Genomic DNA, 16,045 nt, shown 5'->3' on the forward strand with positions numbered 1-16,045 from the left:
AGGGCAGTAGGCACGGGCGCCCTGTCATGAGGCCGATTTAACATGTGGCCGGAAGGGTGACGCTTCCGGTTGCGGCTGGGGGGAACGTGCGTAGTTTTCAAGCCGCTGTGGAGGTGGCACGGGCATGTCAGGAGTGCGACTGGGTGGCGCGACGGCCGACATCCATCACTGCATCGCGGCGAGCCTGAGCTGTCAGGCCTCGTGCGAGGCGGCGATGGCGCAATTGGCCGCGACAGGGATGCGCGCTGACAGCGAGCCGATGCGCCTGCTGCGGCAATGCGCGGAGCTGTGTGAGCTGAATGCCCGCGCCCTGCAAAAGGACAGCCGGCTGGCGCGGCGCACGGCGACGCTGTGCTTCGAGCTGAGCAACCAGGTGGCGCGCGCCGCGTGGCTGGACGGCAACCTGTCCGCCCACGTGCTGGCGCGGGATGCGCTGCATCTGGCCCGGGCCTGCCGGCCGCTGCTCTTCACCTGAGGGAACGAATCCCCTCTCCCCCTGGGAGAGGGTTAGGGTGAGGGTCTTCCACTTCCATAAAGGAGACCCCACCGTGCAGACGCCGTTCTTACTGGGCCCGCGCCTGTACTTCCGCCCGCTCGAGCGAGAGGACGCGCCGAGGCTGGCCTCCTTCGTCAACAACCCCGACGTGCGCCGCAACCTGCTGACCCACCGCCCGATGAACGTGGGGCAGGAGGTGGCGTTCGTGGACACCATGGCCGCCAGCCAGCGGGACATCCTCTTCGCCATCGCGCTGCGAGATGGAGACCGGATGATCGGCACCACCGGGCTGCACGAGCTGGATTTCCGGAGCCGGCGCGCTGTCTTCGGCCTGCTGATCGGCGAGCCGTCCGAGTGGAACAAGGGCTACGCCACGGAGGCCACCCGGATGATGGTGGACTACGCCTTCGGCACGCTGAACCTGAACCGGGTGGAGTTGGAGGTGCTGGAACACAACGTGGGAGCCATCCGCGCCTACGAGAAGGTGGGCTTCAACCGGGAGGGCCTGCTGAGGCAGCACCATTACGTGGACGGCGCGTACGTGAACACGCTCGTGATGGGAATCCTTCGCTCGGAGTGGCAGCCGCTCGCGGCCACTAAATAGCGCGGCGCCGCGCGTTTCCCAATAAGGTGCGGCGGGAGGGACGGGCCGGTATCGAGCGGCGAAGTCACGAGGAGCACATGGCGGAGGGAGACGGGCAGGATCTGCGGGATGTCGTGCGTCGACTGGAGGAGACGGTCTCCCGGTTGGAGACACGCATCGAGCACCTGGAGACGGCGGCCCGGACACAGCCCGCCCTCCCCCGGCAGTCCACCGAGCAGGCAGCTCCCCCGGCACCCGAGCCCGCGAAGGAGACGAGGGATCTCGAGGCCCACCTCGGCACGTACTGGCTGAGCCGGGCGGGCATCGTGGCGCTCATCCTCGGCTTCTCCTTCCTCATCATCTACCACTTCGGCGAGCTGGGCGTGCTGGTGCGGGTGGGCGCGGGCTACCTGCTGAGCGCGGGGCTCGCGGCGCTGGGCCTGTGGCTGTCACGGCGCCACGAGCTCTTCGGGCGCATCGTGTTCGGAGGGGGACTCGCGCTCGCCTACTTCGTGACGTACGCGTTGCACTTCGTGCCGGCGGTGCGGGTCATCCAGAGCGAGACGCTCGCGCTCGTGCTGCTGGCGCTGAACGTGGTGGGCATCGTCCTCATCGCCCAGCGGATGCAGTCGGAGACGGTGGCGGGCATCGCGCTCTTCCTCGGGCTGCACACGGGGATGCTCAGCGACATCACCCTCTTCACCCTCATGTCCACCACGATGCTGGCGGGCGGAGCGCTCTTCTTCCTGGTGAAGAACCGCTGGGTCATCGTGCCGCTGTCGAGCCTGGTGGCCGTCTACTCGACGCACGTCGTCTGGGCGATGCGCACGGGGGCCATCGCCCCGGGCCAGCCCGACAGCGAGCGGCTGGCACTGAGCCTCTCCTTCCTCGCGCTCTACTACGTCCTCTTCTCGGTGGCGCTGCTGGTGCACCCGCGCGAGCTGTCCAAGCGTGCCTCGCTCTCCTTCGCGCTGCTCAACTGGGTGGGACTGCTCACCTTGGGGGCCGTGGAGGTGGCGCGTTGGGGCGAGCCCCACCTCTTCGCCTTCTTCGCCACCGTCGCGCTGGCCCAGGGCGCGGGCGCCGCGGTGGCCTGGTGGCGGGGCGCCTCTCCCATGCTCGTCCAGGCGTACCTGGCCACGAGCGTCCTCACGCTCGCCCTGGGCATGCCCTCGCACTACGAGGACACGTCGCTGGTGCGGGCCTGGACGGCGGTGGGGCTCGTGGCGGGGCTCGCCGGGCGCGTCCTGGGCGCGGGTGCCCTGCGGGTGGTGGGCGTGCTCATCCTCTACGTGGCGCTCGGAGCCACCTGGCTGCCGCCCTCGGGACGCGCGTTCCTGTACGCCGCCCTGCTCGTGAGCTTCACGCTCGTCGAGCGGCTCTCCGTGGCCCGCTCGGAGCGGCTGCCCCCGCCCGTCGAGGGAAGCCGCCGCACCGCGCTCCAGCTCTTCTGCACGGCCGGCGCGGGACTCGCGCTGCTGTGGCTCGTGGGCGAGCTGATGCCGAAGGAGCTCACCACCCTGGGCTGGGGCGTGGCGGCCTTCGGGATGTTCGCCCTGGGCTTCGCCGTGCGCGAGCGCTGGTACCGCTTCGTCGGCCTCGCGGTGCTGGCCTTCACGCTGGGGCGGCTGATGCTCATCGACCTGGCGGGGCTGCCCCCGGACCAGCGCATCCTCACCTTCATCCTGCTCGGGGTGATGCTGCTGGCCGTTTCCTATGTCTACACGCGGCTGCGCGGAAACCGGACCTGAGAGGGCTTCACCCTGGCATCGACGGTGACGGTCGGCTCGGCTAGCCTTTGAGGAGGAGGTGTGGTGAGCACTCTTTTCGACCCACTCGCGCGCGTGGCCTACCGCGGCGCCTACAAGCTGGCGACGGCGTACTGGTTCGTGCGCCGCCCGAAGACGGAGGGCACCCTCGTCGGCGTGTGGCTGGGCCGCAAGGTGTTGCTGTTGCAGAACTCGTACAGACGCGCCTTCGCCCTACCGGGAGGTGGCAGGCATTGGGGGGAGACCCCGCAGGAAACCGGCGCGCGCGAGCTGCGCGAGGAGGTGGGGCTGCGTGTCTCCCCTCACGAGCTGCGCGAGGTCTTCGAGACCCGGGGCACGGAAGAGTACAAGCGCGACCGGTGCCACTTCGTCGAGCTCGAGCTCCAGGCCGAGCCCCCCCTCGTCCTCGACAACCGCGAGGTGGTATGGGCCCGGTTCCTGGACCTCGACACGGCGCTCCAGCTGCCCCTCGCCCAGGTGGTGCGCGTCTATCTCGAGGAGGCGGCACGGCGGCGCGCGCCTGGCGCCACATCCCCCCAACCCTCTTCAGGAAAATGACCGAAGAGGACTGATACCTCCTCTCCGAAGGGAGAGGGGAAGTGGCCGCGGTTGGAGCGCATGCTCCCAGGCCGGACCGCACCGGGCCCGGCGTGACGTCAGAGGGCCACGCCGTAGAGGGCGCCGAACTTGGACTTGAGATAGGCGAGGAAGTCCGTGTCGGTGAGGCCCTGGCCCGTCACCTTGCGCACCAGCTCCTCGGCGGGCTGGCGGTAGCCCTCGGAGTGCACGTGGGTGCGCAGCCAGTCGCGCAGGGGCCGGAGCTCACCGCGGGCGAGGCCCTCCTCCAGCTTCGGCAGGGCGCGCTGCGCGGCGCGGTAGATGGACGCGGCGTAGAGGTTGCCCAGCGAGTACGTGGGGAAGTAGCCGAACTCACCCCAGGCCCAGTGGATGTCCTGCAGCACGCCCCGCGTGTCGTCCGGAGGGGTGACGCCCAGGAAGCGTTGCATGCGCTCGTTCCACGCCGAGGGCAGCTCCTCCAGCGGCAGCGCGTCGCGGATGAGCAGCAACTCCAGCTCGTAGCGCAGGACGATGTGCAGGTTGTACGTCACCTCGTCCGCCTCCACGCGGATGAACGAGGGCGTCACGCGATTGAGGGCGGCGTGGAAGGTGTCCAGGTCCACGCCCGAGAGCGCCTCGGGGAAGGCCTCGCGCAGCGCCGGGAAGTAGTGCGTCCAGAAGGCGCGGCTGCGTCCCACCAGGTTCTCCCACAGGCGAGACTGCGACTCGTGCAGGCCCATGGAGGGCGCGTTCGCCAGGGGCGTGCGGTAGTGGGCCTCGGAGAAGCCCTGCTCGTACAGGCCGTGCCCGCCCTCGTGCAGCGTGCTGAGGAGCGCCGTCAGCGAGCCCTCCTCGATGCCCGTGGTGAGACGCACGTCCGTGGGGTGCTGCCCGCTGGAGAAGGGGTGGATGCTCTTGTCCTGCCGCCCCGCCTCCAGATCGAACCCCATGTCCCCCAACAACCGCAGGGTGAAGCGCCACTGCGCCTCCGGATCGAAGCGTCGGCCCTGGAAGAGGTCCTCGACCTTGCGCGGCGCCGCCTGAATGGCCGCGACGAGCGGAATGAGGTTGTCGCGCAGGGCGCTGAGCACCGGGGTGAGGCGGGCCACGCGCATCCCGGGCTCGTAGCCCTCGAGCAGCGCGTCGTAGCGCTCGCCGCCGTGGCCATAGGCATCCGCCTGCTCGCGCCGCAGGGCCAGCATCCGCTCCAGCGCGGGCTGGAAGACGGCGAAGCGGTTCTGCTTGCGCGCCTCGCGCCACGCCACGAGACCCCGGCTCTGCGCCTCGGCGAGCGCCTGCACCAGCGCCTTGGGCACCTTCACCGCCCGGTCCCGCTCCTGGGTGAGCACGCGCGCCATGGCCCGCTGGTCGGCGGTGAGGCTCTTGTTGTCGGCCGCCCAGGCGAGCAGCTCGCCCAGCCGGGGATCGACCAGGCGCTCGTGGTGGATGCCCTGCAAGGTGGAGAGCTGGTGGGCTCGCGACTCCGCCGCCTTGGCGGGCAGGTAGGTCTCCTGGTCCCACGTGGCCAGGCCAATGAGTCCACCGATATCCCGGAGCTCCTGCATCCGGGCGAGCAGCGTGTCGAAGGTCTTTTCCATGGCGATCCTTTAGTCCGATTCGCCTCGGACTTCCGCAAGCGCCAGCATTCGGTTAATGGGCCACCCATGGCCAGCCAGCTTCAGTTCTTCATGTCCCCCGACGACGAGGTCGCCTTCTTCCGCTTCCTCGAGCGCTTCGAGCTGGAGGTGTACCCCCGGCGCGTCCCCCCTGATTGGGAGGCCTTCCGAGCGAGCCAGGAGAACGTCCCCCGGCTGCCCGAGGAGGACCTCTACCTGGTGGCCGTCTCCGTGGGCCCGGCCATCGTGGACAAGGTGAAGCGCGGCCCGGACAAGGGCTTCTGGCGCATCGACGAGGTGCGCTCGCCGGTCATCTTCATGGAGCGCTGCCGGATGAACGAGGAGGGCGAGCTGCTCAGCGGGCAGATGTGGGCCGAGCTGGAGGTGACGCCCCAGACGGGCCGCAAGGAGGCGGCCTCGGATCAGTTCCGGCGCCTGTACCGCGAGATCGAGGAGTACCTGAAGAAGACCTTCCGCAAGGGTGACCCCAAGGCCTTCTTCGTGGGCCCCAAGGCCGCGCGCCTCCACAAGGAAACCCGGCTGGTGCTGCGCGACTCGGCCCACCGCGGCGGCACGGTGGTGCCGTACAAGTAGGCCCGTCTTTCTCAATCGTTGGGAATATACGGACGGGCTGACGCACGCGGTCATGGGTCCGCGGAGTCAGACCGGAGTGGAAAGTTGGTATGAAGCGGCCCCACGCCTCATGAGCCATCCAGCCACTGCCCCCGTCCGCGTCGGCACCATCCTGAGAGACACCTACGAGCTCATCTCGGAGCTGGGGAAAGGAGGAATGGGCGCCGTCTTCCTGGCCCAGCACCTCCGGCTTCCCGGCAAGCAGGTGGCGGTGAAGGTCCTCCACTGCCAGGAGGAGGTCAGCCCCGAGTTGCACGCGCGCTTCCAGCGTGAAGCGGAGATCACCTCGCGGCTCGGCCACCCGAACATCGTCGAGGTGCTCGACTTCCACAGCATGGAGGACGGCACGCCCTACCTGGTGATGGAGTACCTGCGCGGCGAGAGCCTCTCGAAGCGGATGCGGAAGGGCCCCCTCCCACTCCAGGAGGCGCTCCTCATCGCGCGGCAGATCGGCTCGGCCCTCCACACCGCCCACCAGGCGGGGGTCATCCACCGGGACCTGAAGCCGGGCAACGTGTACCTCGTGCCCACCGAGTCCGGAGGCGTGCTCCACGAGCGGGTGAAGCTGCTCGACTTCGGCATCTCGAAGCTCGTCTCGGCCCAGACGCTCCACACCCAGGAGGACGTGCTCATCGGCACGCCGCGGTACATGTCGCCCGAGCAGGCGAAGGGAAAGAACCGCGAGCTCGATGCCCGCTCGGACCTGTTCTCCCTGGGAGCCATCGTCTACGAGATGCTGGCGGGACGGCCGCCCTTCAACTCGGAGTCCGTGGCGGGGCTCATCTACAACATCGTGCATGATCCGCCCGTCCCGCTGAGCCAGCTCTGTCCGGACCTTCCCGCGGAGGTGGTCGCGGCGGTGGAGCGGGCGCTCGCGAAGGAGCCGCAGGAGCGCTTCCCGGACGTCGCGTCATTCATCGAAGCGCTGACCGGGACGCCGCTCCAGAGCCTGCCCAAGCCGCAGCCGCAGCCGAGCCCAGAGCCCCGTCGTCCCCGGCAGGAGATCGTGACGGCGGGCCCCCGGGCCGCGCCCACGCCGCCCCAGGCGGAGGCTCCCAATCGCACGGTGGCGTTGCGCCCCGGTGCCGCGGCGAAGTCGAAGGTCGCGGAGGAGCCGGCGCTCGCGGTGGTGTCGGCCCCCGAGGCCCCGCTCCCCGCGGCCCCGCCGAAGTCGAAGGCCCCGATGGCCGTGGGCGCGGCGGTGTTGATCCTGGTGGCCGCGACCGCCGGGTGGTGGTTGCTGCGCACCGCCCCCGCCCCCACCGTCAGCGCACCGGAGAGCACGGCGAAGGCGGAGCCATCCCCGAAACCGGCCGACCCGCCCCCGCCGCCCGCCGTCGAGTCTCCGGCCCAGGCCCAGGCTGAAGCCGAGCCTCCTTCCGAGCAACGCCCGGAGGAGCCCGCGGTCTCCGAGCAGACGCCGGCTCCTACCGCCGCCGAGCCCGGTCCATCCGCGCGAGCCCCCACGCGCCAGGTCACGGCCGAGGTCATGCCCCAGGCGGTCCGGATGGATCTGGAAGAGGCGGAGAAAGCCCTTGCCGCGAACGATGCCGCGGAGGCGATCCGACTCGCCCGCCGCAGCCAGCGGACGAAGGTCACCAAGGCGTCGTTCTCGCTCCTGACCCGGGCGCACTGTCGCCAGGGAGATCTCACCAACGCCCGCGCGCAGTGGGAGAAGGTTCTCCCGGCGGAGCGCAACCGGGTGCGTCAGTACTGCAAGCTATACGAAATCAACCTTTGAGCTCGCGAAAGACATCGGGGGACATGCGAACGTGAGAATCATTCTGACAATGGTCATCGCCGTGGGGATGTTCGGCTGCGCCACGACCCGGGCGCCCATCGGAGCCGGGAAGGTCTTCTCGGGCCCACAGGGCGAAGAAGTGGCGGTCATCCCGCTCCTCCCCGCGGAGGAGCAGAAGGCGCTCGTCTACGTCCAGGGCACGGGCGGCGAGTTCGACGGCAAGGCGCTCCCGCACAAGCACGACGCCTACGACGGCAAGGAGGACTACACCACGACGCTGCGGGGCAGCGACTACCGGACGTTCATCGTGCGGCCCCAAGGGGGCGCCCGGAGCCATCAGCTCCATGTGCCCGGGCGCAACAATGGCATCCGCGTTTCCTACGACGAGGCTCGCACCCAGGCGCTGAAGGCCAGGGACATCTACGCGCTGTACGAGAAGCAGAAGGCGGACGGCACGCTCGACAAGCTCGCGGCGTTCGACCGCACGGGCACGATGGCGCGGCACGACCAGTCGCTCGCCGAGACGCTGAACGCGATGAACAAGACCTGCGGCACCTCGGTGACCGCGACAATCGTCTGGGATTCCATCTCGGATGAGCTGCTGAAGGACTACAGCATCGCCTCCTTCTGCGAGAGCCCGCTCACCGCGCTGGAGAAGCTGTGCGACACGAACGTGAGCAAGCGGATCATCGGCGAGAAGGTGCGGGAAGTCCGCTGCCAGTTCGGGGATGAGATGAAGCTGTCCGTCGACGCGGGGCGCGTGACGTGGACGACGCAGCAGGATGCCGCGAACCAGGAAGACTTCGCCGTCCAGTATTTCGAAAAGAACCTCTAGACGGAGCGCCCATGTCAGCTCGTCACATCTTCGCCACCGCCGCGGTCCTCCTCACCTCCAACGCCTCGTGGGCCATCGAGCCCCCATGGGGCAAGGCCCAGAACCTGGGAGAGAAGCGGCTCCTCGAGAAGACCGCCGTCTGCACCGATGGCAAGGGTCACTACTTCACCCTGACACCCGGCAGGGACGGCCCGGACCAGCTCTTCTACGGGGACGGCCGCACGTTCGTGCAGGTGCCCCTCGCCCGGTACTCCAATACCTCCTTCCTGGAGCCGCGCTTCGTCGACAAGAGCCGCAACCCCAACTTCCGCGGCATGGACATGCGCGTGTACTCGGATGTCATCGTGGACAGGGAGAAGGGGAGCTGCGCGGTGCGCTGCGGCGAGCGGACCGTCCCCTTCTCCTTCGTCGAGTCCGAGAAGGCACAGGAGCTGCTCCTGTCCGCCTCGTTCGCGGAGAACCCGCAGAAGTTCGTGCCCTACGCCCTGCTCCGGGACAGCAAGGGCGTCTACTACCTGGTGGAGCGGGGTTTCCGGCCGGAGGAGGAGAACCGCTTCCGGGTGTCCATCGGGCCCAAGGGCAATCTCAAGCCGCAGCAGATGGTCAACCTCGTCTCCGATTCGGAGGGGCAGATCTTCTCCACGAAGAAGGGCGATCTCCGGCTCGTGGTGGACGAGAAGAAGCCCTCGATCTGGATCGAGAAGAAGAAGAAGCTCGAGCTGCGCGCGGTGCCCGTCTCGGAGAACCTGCCGCTCATCTACAACGAGCTGGGGCCCTACACCGGCGTCCGGCTGGGCACGCCCTGCGACGATCAGTGAGCGGGCTTCGCGCCTGAGCGCGTCTCGACCCCCGCCCTCTCCCCGAGGAGGGCTGGGGTTGCGTCCAGACGTTACCAACACAGGTGCAGCAAGCGCGGCCCATGTTGGCGCGGCTGCTGACGGTGCGAGAGGTGGCGGAACGGCTGGCGGTGTCTCCTGCTACCGTTCACAGCCTGTGCGCCGCTGGGCGGCTCCGGTTCGTTCGGGTGGGACTGCCGTGAGGATTGACCCGGTCAGTCTGGAGGCGTTCATGGCCACCGGAAGCCAGTCCTGTGGGAGAACAGGCAGCCCCGCCGGGGCTTGAGCAATGAGGGGCCTTCCCGCGTCGAGACACGCGGGCTCACATCAAAGCCCCAGCCCCACAGTCAAAGCCGGAAAGGTCACGTTCCCGATGACGAAGGTTCGTTGGCCGTCAGCCTCCCAGAGCTTCAGGGTGAAGGTGCCCTCTGTCCGCGCGTCCGGGGCCATCACTTCGAGCCAGACGCGGCGCTCCTCACCCGAAGGGATGGGCTCGGCTGGCCAGAAGGTCGCGTCCAGTACCTCTCCCCTGGGCCCGACCAAAACCGCGCCTTGCGGTGTCCACGACTTCACCGCGTCCGGGTTCTCCAACCACAACTCGATGGCGACCCGGCCAGGAGCGCGGAATGTCGTTACAGTCCGTGGCCGTAGGGTGTTGCTCTCGCGCTTGGTGATGCGCTTGGTGATGGTTTGAGACGGGATGCCCGCTTCCCCCACCATGCCCGAGGCGAACAGCCCGATCAGGCCCTCCGGCCTGTCTCGTTCCGCGTGCAGCCGTTGGATTTCCGCGCGCAGATCCGAGTTCTCCTCGCGCGTCTTCCTCAACTCGGCCTGGACGGAGTCCACCGAACGCGGGTGGCGGAAGATCTCCACCTGGCGCTCACCAATCGCGGGATGGACAACCAACCGGAAGTTTGCGCAAGCAGGAACCGCATCATCGGCGAAGCACACCGTCACCATGCTGGATTTCGCACCGCGCATCTTCTCCGAGGGCTCAAGCGTGAGGAGCCGCCTTCCAGGCGCCACCTCGAAGTGCTCGCGATTCTCCAACGTCATCCCGCCCGCCCGCACATCCGAGTCGAAGCGGAAGGTGGTGGGCTGCCCTGGACTGATTTGAACCTCGGGGACTTCGTTGGTCCCTTCCGCCGTCAGCTCGATGCAGCGGCCCTCTGCCTCCCCTGGCGGAGGACAGGTCTGCGCGGTGGCGGAAGTCCCCGCGAGAAGCAGCATCATCAGGAACGCAGCAGGCAACGAAGCGAACACGGGGAGAAGACTCCGAAGCAGAAACGGTGTCCGCCTCTATCACGGCTCCGGGCCCCATGGTGACTGAGCCCGGGGCGATGGTACTGACCGCTCGGCAGGCCCTTATTCGAAGCTGCTGACGGCTCTCACGCGCACCGTGGAGAAGACTCGTGCGCTCTCCGGTCCTCCGTTCGGCTCCCGAATGGCGCCTCTCCCACCCTCCTCGTCTCTCACTTCCAGGCAGACCTTGAACGTGTCTCCGCCCGGCACCTTGGCTTCGGTGAGTCTCCCGTACACGCGCCCATCGCCGAAGATCAGCCGCCCGGACAAGAGAGTCTTCTGCGGCAACTTCCCCCAGTCGCCAATCAATCGGATGGTGGTGTCACCCTCTTTCACGGTGATGTACATGGCCTCAGGCGAGGGGAATGTCGCGGGATGTTGGTTCCCGATGTCGAGGCCGAGCGTCTTCATCGTCTCGACCGCGCCCGCCGGACATGGAGCAGGTTCCGGAGTGGGGCGAACCTGCGGTGCTGGGCAGCCAGACAGCGCCGTACAGAGGGCCGCTGAACCAAGCGCATTGCCCGCGCGTCCGAGGACCTTCGTCTTCTTCTGTTGGGGCTTCTCGCTGCTGTCGTCCTTGCGAAGCATCGTGATCATGACAGGCGCGGAAATGGAGCCCATCGCAGGCTCGGCGCCTTCTCCGCTTGGAGGATCCAGCGGCTTCGCGGATTGCGCCACTTCACGACCGGGCCCGGCTTGTCGAGTGGGAGCGGCCTCGGATGACGTGTGGAGTGGAGCCGACTCAGGACCAGTGGGCAGCGAGGTTGCGAACAGGAACGCGCCGAGCGCCACAGCCGCGCCCCCCACTGCTGCTGCGAAGCGAGAGCGACGGCGCGAGACCGGAGGGGTCGGGGCTGGTGTAGCTCGCGGTGCTCCATGAGGGGCCGGGGCTTGGGATGCTGGTGGCGGAACCGGCTCCGGTGGAACCGGCTCCGAGACAAGGACAGCAGCAGCAACGGGAGATTGCTGTTCCGGCACGACGGCGACAACTTCGGCCTTGGGCGCAGGTGCTTCTCCGGCCTTCTCCATGGCCTCGGGTGCAAGAGCCGGAACCTTCTTCGGTGGCATCCGGCCTCTCCGACGCTCTTTCTTCAGCCAACGTCGGAGCCAGCGCTTCGAGTCGTCCACATCCACCAGCGCGGGATCTTCCTCGGTCGTCCTGGTGTGGGGCGAGTCCGGCTCGAACAGCGGGAGGTCCCAGCTTGCATCGGCCTCGGCGTTGGCCATGGCCGCATCGAGTGCCGCGCAGAAATCGACCACACTCCCGTAGCGTGCTGCCGGGTCCTTCTCCAACATCCGCATGCAGATGTCGGAGAGTGCTCGCGAGACTCGTGGATTGAGAACATGCGGCGCCACAGGCGTTTGGTGGAGGATGCGTTCCGCGAGTCCGCCCTCTTCTCCATCCTCCCTGTCTCCGAACGGAAGGATGTCCGTCAGCAGCCAATAGAACGACACCCCAAGGGCCCAAAGCTCGTCCGCTGGGCTGTAGTCGTAGCTCCCGGAATCGTTATCTCTGCTGAAACGCCACGCCTCGGGCGCGCGGAACTCGATGGTTCCTGGCGGAAGACGCGAAGTGGTGGGGGCTGGGAGCCCCGTGAGCGTGCTCACGCCGAAGTCGATCAGCAGCGGTCTCGTGTTCCCATCCCGGATGATGACGTTGTCCGGCTTGAGGTCCCTGTGCATGACGCCTTGCCGAAGCACTTCGCCGAGCGTCAGCCCGATATCCAGCATGATGCGCGCGGACTTGCGCGCCGAGGGGTTCTCCTCCGAAACATACGTCTCCAGGGTCCGGCCCCCGGCGAACTCCATGACGATGTAGGGGTGACCGACGAATGGATCCGGCCAGTATCCGCATCCGAAGAAGCGGACGACATCGGGATGCTCCAGGTGGTTCAGGATGCTGCTCTCTCGCTTGGCCCTGTCATTCAACAAGTGGCCCCGGAGGATCTTGACGGCGTAGAAGCATCCAGCCTGCTCGGCCTTGTAGACGTAGCCGTAGCTCCCGCTGCCGAGCCTCTCGACAATGCGGTAGCCCCCGACCATTTCTTGGGTTTCCGGCAACCTGTAGACCAATCCCACGGAACCACCCCCGAGAATGCCGAGCCTACCAGCCTCGTGGAGAGCGAGCTGCGCTCCGAAAGCCACGGCCCCCCGTCCACCGTGGTAGACGGCCTCCATGGACGAAGAACTTCAGCGCTCCCTCGGAGAGGTGGCTCGCGCGGCACGGGAGCGCCTCGGACTCACGCAGGCCCAAGTCGCCCAGAAGGTGGGTCTCGTCCCGGGTGTCTACGGGAGGATCGAACGCGGCGACATGATGCCGTCCGTCCCGAGCCTGCGGCGAATCAGCATCGTCCTGGGAATCTCGTCTGACGCGCTGATGGGGGTGAGCCCTTCGCGGGTTGCAGCCACGGTGGATGAAGCGCCCCCAGTGGAGAACCTCTCGCCTGAACTTCGGCGCATCCTCCATCAACTTCGCACGTGGACGCCGAAGCGGCTGAAGGTGCTCAGCAAGGTGCTGACCGTACTTGCTTCCTCCTTCGAGGATTGAGCCAGGTAGAACCATCCGCTTACTCGGCTTGACCATCTGGCCGTTGTGCCGTGTGTCTCACCAGCGCATTGGCCGTGCTGAGCATGACGGATACCTGTGCGGCGTCCATGCGGCGAAGCGTTCTCACCAGTCGGCGCAGCTCGGGTGGATCATCTGCCTCGGGTTCAGGCACCTTCAGCCACGAAGGAGCCTTCTCGACATCGAGCCCCAGGACGATGTTTGCGTCCAGGCGCAGCACGCGGCACAACCTGCGAAAGGTCGGAACGCTCGGGAGTAGGTATCCTCGCTCCAGCCGACCGAAAACCTCGGTGACGATCCCAACGCGATCCGCCACATCAGCCTGGGTCAGCTCGGCCGTCTTGCGAGCCTCACGCACGACCGCTGCCAGGTGGACCATCAGCTTCTTCTTCTCGTTCTGCCTGTCCGTCATCGGTGCGCTCGGTCCAGTGGTTATCGGATGCTCGATGCCTTCGGCCAGGGGAGGACACCCATCTCGATAGGGTGCGCATCCTTCCGCTTGAGGGCGGATGCTTTCTTGAGGATGTCGGCCAGTTCCGCTGCCGCCTCGGTGGCGCCGAAGGGTTGGCCGAGACTGCGAAGGTACGCGCGCAGATCGTCACGCAATTCAGCGGCCGACTGGTAGCGCTCAGCGGGGTCGCGCTGAAGGGCCCGGAGTGCGATCTTCTTCAAAGGGGCCGGGGCTTGCTGGGCGATGCGTTCCACGTCCTCGGGTCCGAAGCGCAAGAGCCGGTCAGCCAGCACCTCGATGGAAGCCCACGCCGACTGCTCGGCCTTCACGCCCGAAACGAGCCGAAGCGCGCGTCTGGATACCTCGGGTGGCAGTACGTCAGGAGGATCGAGCGGATGGTGGCCCGCGATCATCTCCAGCAGCACGAGCCCGAGCGAGAAGATGTCCGCGCGGCTGTCGATCCCCTTGGGCGAGAGAAGACCGGCCCGGCCCTTCTCGGAGACGGAGCGAATGATCTCCGGGGCCGCGTAGGCGAAGTTTCCTCGGAGCACTCGCGGCGGAGTGGGAACGCGGCCGAGAAGCTCGGAGAAGGCCGCGCCGAAGTGGGTGAGCTTCACCCGACCGTTGCGTCCGAGGCGAATGCTCATGGGACTCACGGCCCGGTGAACGATGTGAAGCTCGCGCCCTCTGTCGTCCTCGCACTGGTGGGCGTAGTCGAGAGCGTTGGCCACCTCGGCGGCGATGAAGGCGGCGAGGGCAGGCGAGAGCTTCCGCTCCAGCAGCAGCCCGGAGCCGATGATCGTGGCCAGGAACGCTCCTGGCGAGTGTTCCATCACCACGAAAGGGGCCCCCTGATACTCGGCGAGCCGGAGAACGCGGCCGAGCCTCGGGTGATGCAGGTACTCGGCGAGCTGAACTTCCTCGATTGCTCGGGTCCGGCCCTCGCGCCCCTCCGGAACTTCTACCTGCTTCAGGACGACGAGCCTCCGGCGAGCCTTCTCCTTCAAGGGCCTGCACCACGAGAGAAACAGGGTGTCGTAGTCCACGTGTTCGAGGAGGGTACGAAACACCTCGTAACGGAAGCCTCCTGACTCGAAGGTGAAGCGCCCCGTGTCCGTGGGCGGGTTGCCGGTTCCGATCATGTGGTTTCCCGTGCGCTGCGGATCGCCTGAGAGGAGTGCGAGTCCCCATTGGTTATTTCCAACGTGCTCCGACACGTACCATGGAAGGGCGGAGAAATGGAAGGCACCTTACCAGGTAGGTCATCACCTCCGGGCATCCGGCAGGAGTAGGCTTGAGCCGCGGAAGGGACAACCAGGTGCGGATGCACCTACGGGGAGGAGAGCCGACCCAAGCCCCGGCCCTTATGGAACCGGCCCCTGTCGAGAAACGAGCAGGACGGGCTGCGGCTCATGGAACAGGAAGTCACCGAGCCCAACCTCTTCCTCCGCCAGGGCGGGCCACGCGCGATGGAGCGTCTGGTGGAGGCCATCGTCCATCAGGTGCGAGGCAGATAGCACCGCTTACGTCGTCGGCTGACCAAAGGTTGGCGCTACCCGAACGGTTGACGCGCCAGTGGGAAGGGGCACCTGCTGGTCTGGATCGCCTCGCAGGCCCTGAGTTACACTCTGTCACCATCCGTTGAACTGCCAGTCAACAATCAGGGACTTGCCTGTTTCGAAGCAAGTCGAAGGGCGTGAACCCATGATGAGGTTACTCGCCATAGTTCAGACGCCCCAAGGATCGAAGAGCAAGCGATTCGTTGATGTGGTGGGCGTGGAACCGTCGACAGGGAGTGTCGAGGAAATGCATCAGGTGGGTCGCCAAACGAAGGACGGTCAGCCCGTGGCTCGTGAAAGAAAAGCCTTGGATGATATCCAGAAAGCAACGGGGGAGCGTCCAGAGTTCCACCCATACAAAGATGAATAGCCGACTCACATGGGACACCAGATCAGGTTTTTTCTGACTCCTGCGGACCTTCAAATCCTCGAGCAGCGGCTGAAGGCACACTGTCCGGTGGTTTATCTGGACTACAGGTCGGAACAGCCTGTTCCGAGATTGCTCTCCACGCTCGCTGTGGCCGAGTTCGGCAAGACGTGGCTGCCGATGCTCCTGGTGCCGCCAGAATCATTGGAGGCGCTCAGCTTCGAGAATGTGATGCAACAGGGCTACTGGACCGTGGATCTGTTGCGGTCACCCGCTATCGAGTTGAGCCGCTGTTTCTACGACGGGAAGATCCTTCGTGTTGGACGCCTGTTCTATGATCGGGGCTTCTATGATGAGACGGGCAACTGGGTTGAGAAGCCCGCCGCTTTTCAAGCCTGGGCGAAGAAAGTGTTTTCAGTGGCACGTAAAGGACTCCAGAGGGATGTTGCCTTGGATGCCTATGTCGGAGAGAACGCCCAGGCGGAACGTCAGCGGGCGGGGCTTAGACTGGTGTCGACTTGAGGTGTGGTTTGATTCGTCGGATGAAGTCCATTTCGGGCCCCGTGCCGCTCACCCTCGATGACACCCTGGCACGCAAACGCGGACTGCTTCACGGTGCTGTGGTTCGCCCAGGAGGGGCACGTTCTCTACGAGCATCCCTTGCGGCCCTGGTATAGGCACAAGGTACGTCCCTCCTTCGCCGACATGCAGGCAGCGGCTTGCGCTTCGGCCA

16 protein-coding genes are annotated in these 16,045 nt (G+C 66.7%); 11 read left to right on the top strand and 5 right to left on the bottom strand.

What is annotated here, in order from left to right; genetic code table 11:
• Positions 1-124 precede the first annotated feature (124 nt).
• The 4 genes from JQX13_RS03050 (at position 125) to JQX13_RS03065 (ending at position 3,406) form a co-directional block, all read left to right on the top strand.
• Positions 125-475 carry a hypothetical protein gene (locus JQX13_RS03050; RefSeq protein ID WP_203407585.1) on the top strand — a complete coding sequence of 117 codons (351 nt, stop codon included), beginning with the start codon at positions 125-127 and terminating at the stop codon, positions 473-475.
• A gap of 73 nt (positions 476-548) precedes the next feature.
• A complete protein-coding gene (locus tag JQX13_RS03055) occupies positions 549-1,100 on the top strand; it encodes a GNAT family N-acetyltransferase (RefSeq protein ID WP_203407586.1) in 552 nt (183 codons plus the stop codon).
• A gap of 77 nt (positions 1,101-1,177) precedes the next feature.
• Entirely contained in the window at positions 1,178-2,830 is a 1,653-nt protein-coding gene (locus JQX13_RS03060) for a DUF2339 domain-containing protein (RefSeq protein WP_203407587.1), read from the top strand.
• A 63-nt stretch (positions 2,831-2,893) separates the two neighbouring features.
• Positions 2,894-3,406, top strand: coding sequence for an NUDIX hydrolase (locus JQX13_RS03065; RefSeq protein WP_203407588.1), 513 nt, complete (start codon positions 2,894-2,896; stop codon positions 3,404-3,406).
• Between the two features lie 98 nt (positions 3,407-3,504).
• Here JQX13_RS03065 and JQX13_RS03070 read toward each other — a convergent pair whose 3' ends face one another.
• A complete protein-coding gene (locus tag JQX13_RS03070) occupies positions 3,505-5,004 on the bottom strand; it encodes a carboxypeptidase M32 (protein ID WP_203407589.1) in 1,500 nt (499 codons plus the stop codon).
• A gap of 66 nt (positions 5,005-5,070) precedes the next feature.
• On the opposite strand from JQX13_RS03070, the gene JQX13_RS03075 reads away from it, so the two are divergent.
• The 5 genes from JQX13_RS03075 (at position 5,071) to JQX13_RS56085 (ending at position 9,270) form a co-directional block, all read left to right on the top strand.
• A complete protein-coding gene (locus JQX13_RS03075) occupies positions 5,071-5,616 on the top strand; it encodes a hypothetical protein (RefSeq protein ID WP_203407590.1) in 546 nt (181 codons plus the stop codon).
• A 109-nt stretch (positions 5,617-5,725) separates the two neighbouring features.
• The gene (locus JQX13_RS03080; protein WP_203407591.1) at positions 5,726-7,396 is read left to right on the top strand and encodes a serine/threonine-protein kinase; all 1,671 of its coding nucleotides are present in this window, start codon (positions 5,726-5,728) and stop codon (positions 7,394-7,396) included.
• 31 nt (positions 7,397-7,427) lie between these two features.
• Complete coding sequence (locus tag JQX13_RS03085; protein ID WP_239014506.1) at positions 7,428-8,231, top strand: hypothetical protein; 804 nt, start codon at positions 7,428-7,430, stop codon at positions 8,229-8,231.
• 11 nt (positions 8,232-8,242) lie between these two features.
• The gene (locus tag JQX13_RS03090; protein ID WP_203407592.1) at positions 8,243-9,049 is read left to right on the top strand and encodes a hypothetical protein; all 807 of its coding nucleotides are present in this window, start codon (positions 8,243-8,245) and stop codon (positions 9,047-9,049) included.
• A 101-nt stretch (positions 9,050-9,150) separates the two neighbouring features.
• The gene (locus tag JQX13_RS56085) at positions 9,151-9,270 is read left to right on the top strand and encodes a helix-turn-helix domain-containing protein (RefSeq protein WP_203407593.1); all 120 of its coding nucleotides are present in this window, start codon (positions 9,151-9,153) and stop codon (positions 9,268-9,270) included.
• 124 nt (positions 9,271-9,394) lie between these two features.
• Here the strand turns inward: JQX13_RS56085 and JQX13_RS03100 are convergent, their stop codons facing one another.
• Positions 9,395-10,330: a DUF2381 family protein gene (locus tag JQX13_RS03100; protein WP_203407594.1), complete on the bottom strand. Its 936-nt coding sequence runs from the start codon at positions 10,328-10,330 to the stop codon at positions 9,395-9,397.
• A 102-nt stretch (positions 10,331-10,432) separates the two neighbouring features.
• The gene (locus JQX13_RS03105) at positions 10,433-12,547 is read right to left on the bottom strand and encodes a serine/threonine protein kinase (RefSeq protein ID WP_203407595.1); all 2,115 of its coding nucleotides are present in this window, start codon (positions 12,545-12,547) and stop codon (positions 10,433-10,435) included.
• On the opposite strand from JQX13_RS03105, the gene JQX13_RS03110 reads away from it, so the two are divergent.
• The gene (locus JQX13_RS03110) at positions 12,546-12,917 is read left to right on the top strand and encodes a helix-turn-helix domain-containing protein (protein ID WP_203407596.1); all 372 of its coding nucleotides are present in this window, start codon (positions 12,546-12,548) and stop codon (positions 12,915-12,917) included. The two genes, JQX13_RS03105 and JQX13_RS03110, sit on opposite strands and share 2 nt — an antisense overlap.
• A 19-nt stretch (positions 12,918-12,936) precedes the next feature.
• Here JQX13_RS03110 and JQX13_RS03115 read toward each other — a convergent pair whose 3' ends face one another.
• Together JQX13_RS03115 and JQX13_RS03120 are read right to left on the bottom strand one after the other, a co-directional pair.
• Positions 12,937-13,347, bottom strand: a complete 411-nt coding sequence (locus tag JQX13_RS03115; RefSeq protein ID WP_203407597.1) for a helix-turn-helix domain-containing protein — start codon at positions 13,345-13,347, stop codon at positions 12,937-12,939.
• 20 nt (positions 13,348-13,367) lie between these two features.
• Entirely contained in the window at positions 13,368-14,528 is a 1,161-nt protein-coding gene (locus tag JQX13_RS03120) for a serine/threonine-protein kinase (RefSeq protein WP_203407598.1), read from the bottom strand.
• A 796-nt stretch (positions 14,529-15,324) separates the two neighbouring features.
• On the opposite strand from JQX13_RS03120, the gene JQX13_RS03125 reads away from it, so the two are divergent.
• Entirely contained in the window at positions 15,325-15,834 is a 510-nt protein-coding gene (locus tag JQX13_RS03125) for a hypothetical protein (protein WP_203407599.1), read from the top strand.
• Positions 15,835-16,045: the final 211 nt, after the last annotated feature.

It is taken from the genome of Archangium violaceum (assembly GCF_016859125.1).
GTDB classification, from domain to species: Bacteria; Myxococcota; Myxococcia; order Myxococcales; family Myxococcaceae; genus Archangium; species Archangium violaceum_A.

Excerpts from the sequence above, each read along its gene's own strand:
- JQX13_RS03110 (WP_203407596.1), top strand. The coding sequence starts at position 12,546 with ATGGACGAAGAACTTCAGCGCTCCCTCGGAGAGGTGGCTCGCGCGGCA.
- JQX13_RS56085 (WP_203407593.1), top strand. The coding sequence starts at position 9,151 with ATGTTGGCGCGGCTGCTGACGGTGCGAGAGGTGGCGGAACGGCTGGCG.
- JQX13_RS03120 (WP_203407598.1), bottom strand. The coding sequence starts at position 14,528 with ATGATCGGAACCGGCAACCCGCCCACGGACACGGGGCGCTTCACCTTC.
- JQX13_RS03080 (WP_203407591.1), top strand. The coding sequence starts at position 5,726 with ATGAGCCATCCAGCCACTGCCCCCGTCCGCGTCGGCACCATCCTGAGA.
- JQX13_RS03060 (WP_203407587.1), top strand. The coding sequence starts at position 1,178 with ATGGCGGAGGGAGACGGGCAGGATCTGCGGGATGTCGTGCGTCGACTG.
- JQX13_RS03050 (WP_203407585.1), top strand. The coding sequence starts at position 125 with ATGTCAGGAGTGCGACTGGGTGGCGCGACGGCCGACATCCATCACTGC.
- JQX13_RS03125 (WP_203407599.1), top strand. The coding sequence starts at position 15,325 with ATGGGACACCAGATCAGGTTTTTTCTGACTCCTGCGGACCTTCAAATC.
- JQX13_RS03075 (WP_203407590.1), top strand. The coding sequence starts at position 5,071 with ATGGCCAGCCAGCTTCAGTTCTTCATGTCCCCCGACGACGAGGTCGCC.
- JQX13_RS03070 (WP_203407589.1), bottom strand. The coding sequence starts at position 5,004 with ATGGAAAAGACCTTCGACACGCTGCTCGCCCGGATGCAGGAGCTCCGG.
- JQX13_RS03090 (WP_203407592.1), top strand. The coding sequence starts at position 8,243 with ATGTCAGCTCGTCACATCTTCGCCACCGCCGCGGTCCTCCTCACCTCC.
- JQX13_RS03105 (WP_203407595.1), bottom strand. The coding sequence starts at position 12,547 with ATGGAGGCCGTCTACCACGGTGGACGGGGGGCCGTGGCTTTCGGAGCG.
- JQX13_RS03115 (WP_203407597.1), bottom strand. The coding sequence starts at position 13,347 with ATGACGGACAGGCAGAACGAGAAGAAGAAGCTGATGGTCCACCTGGCA.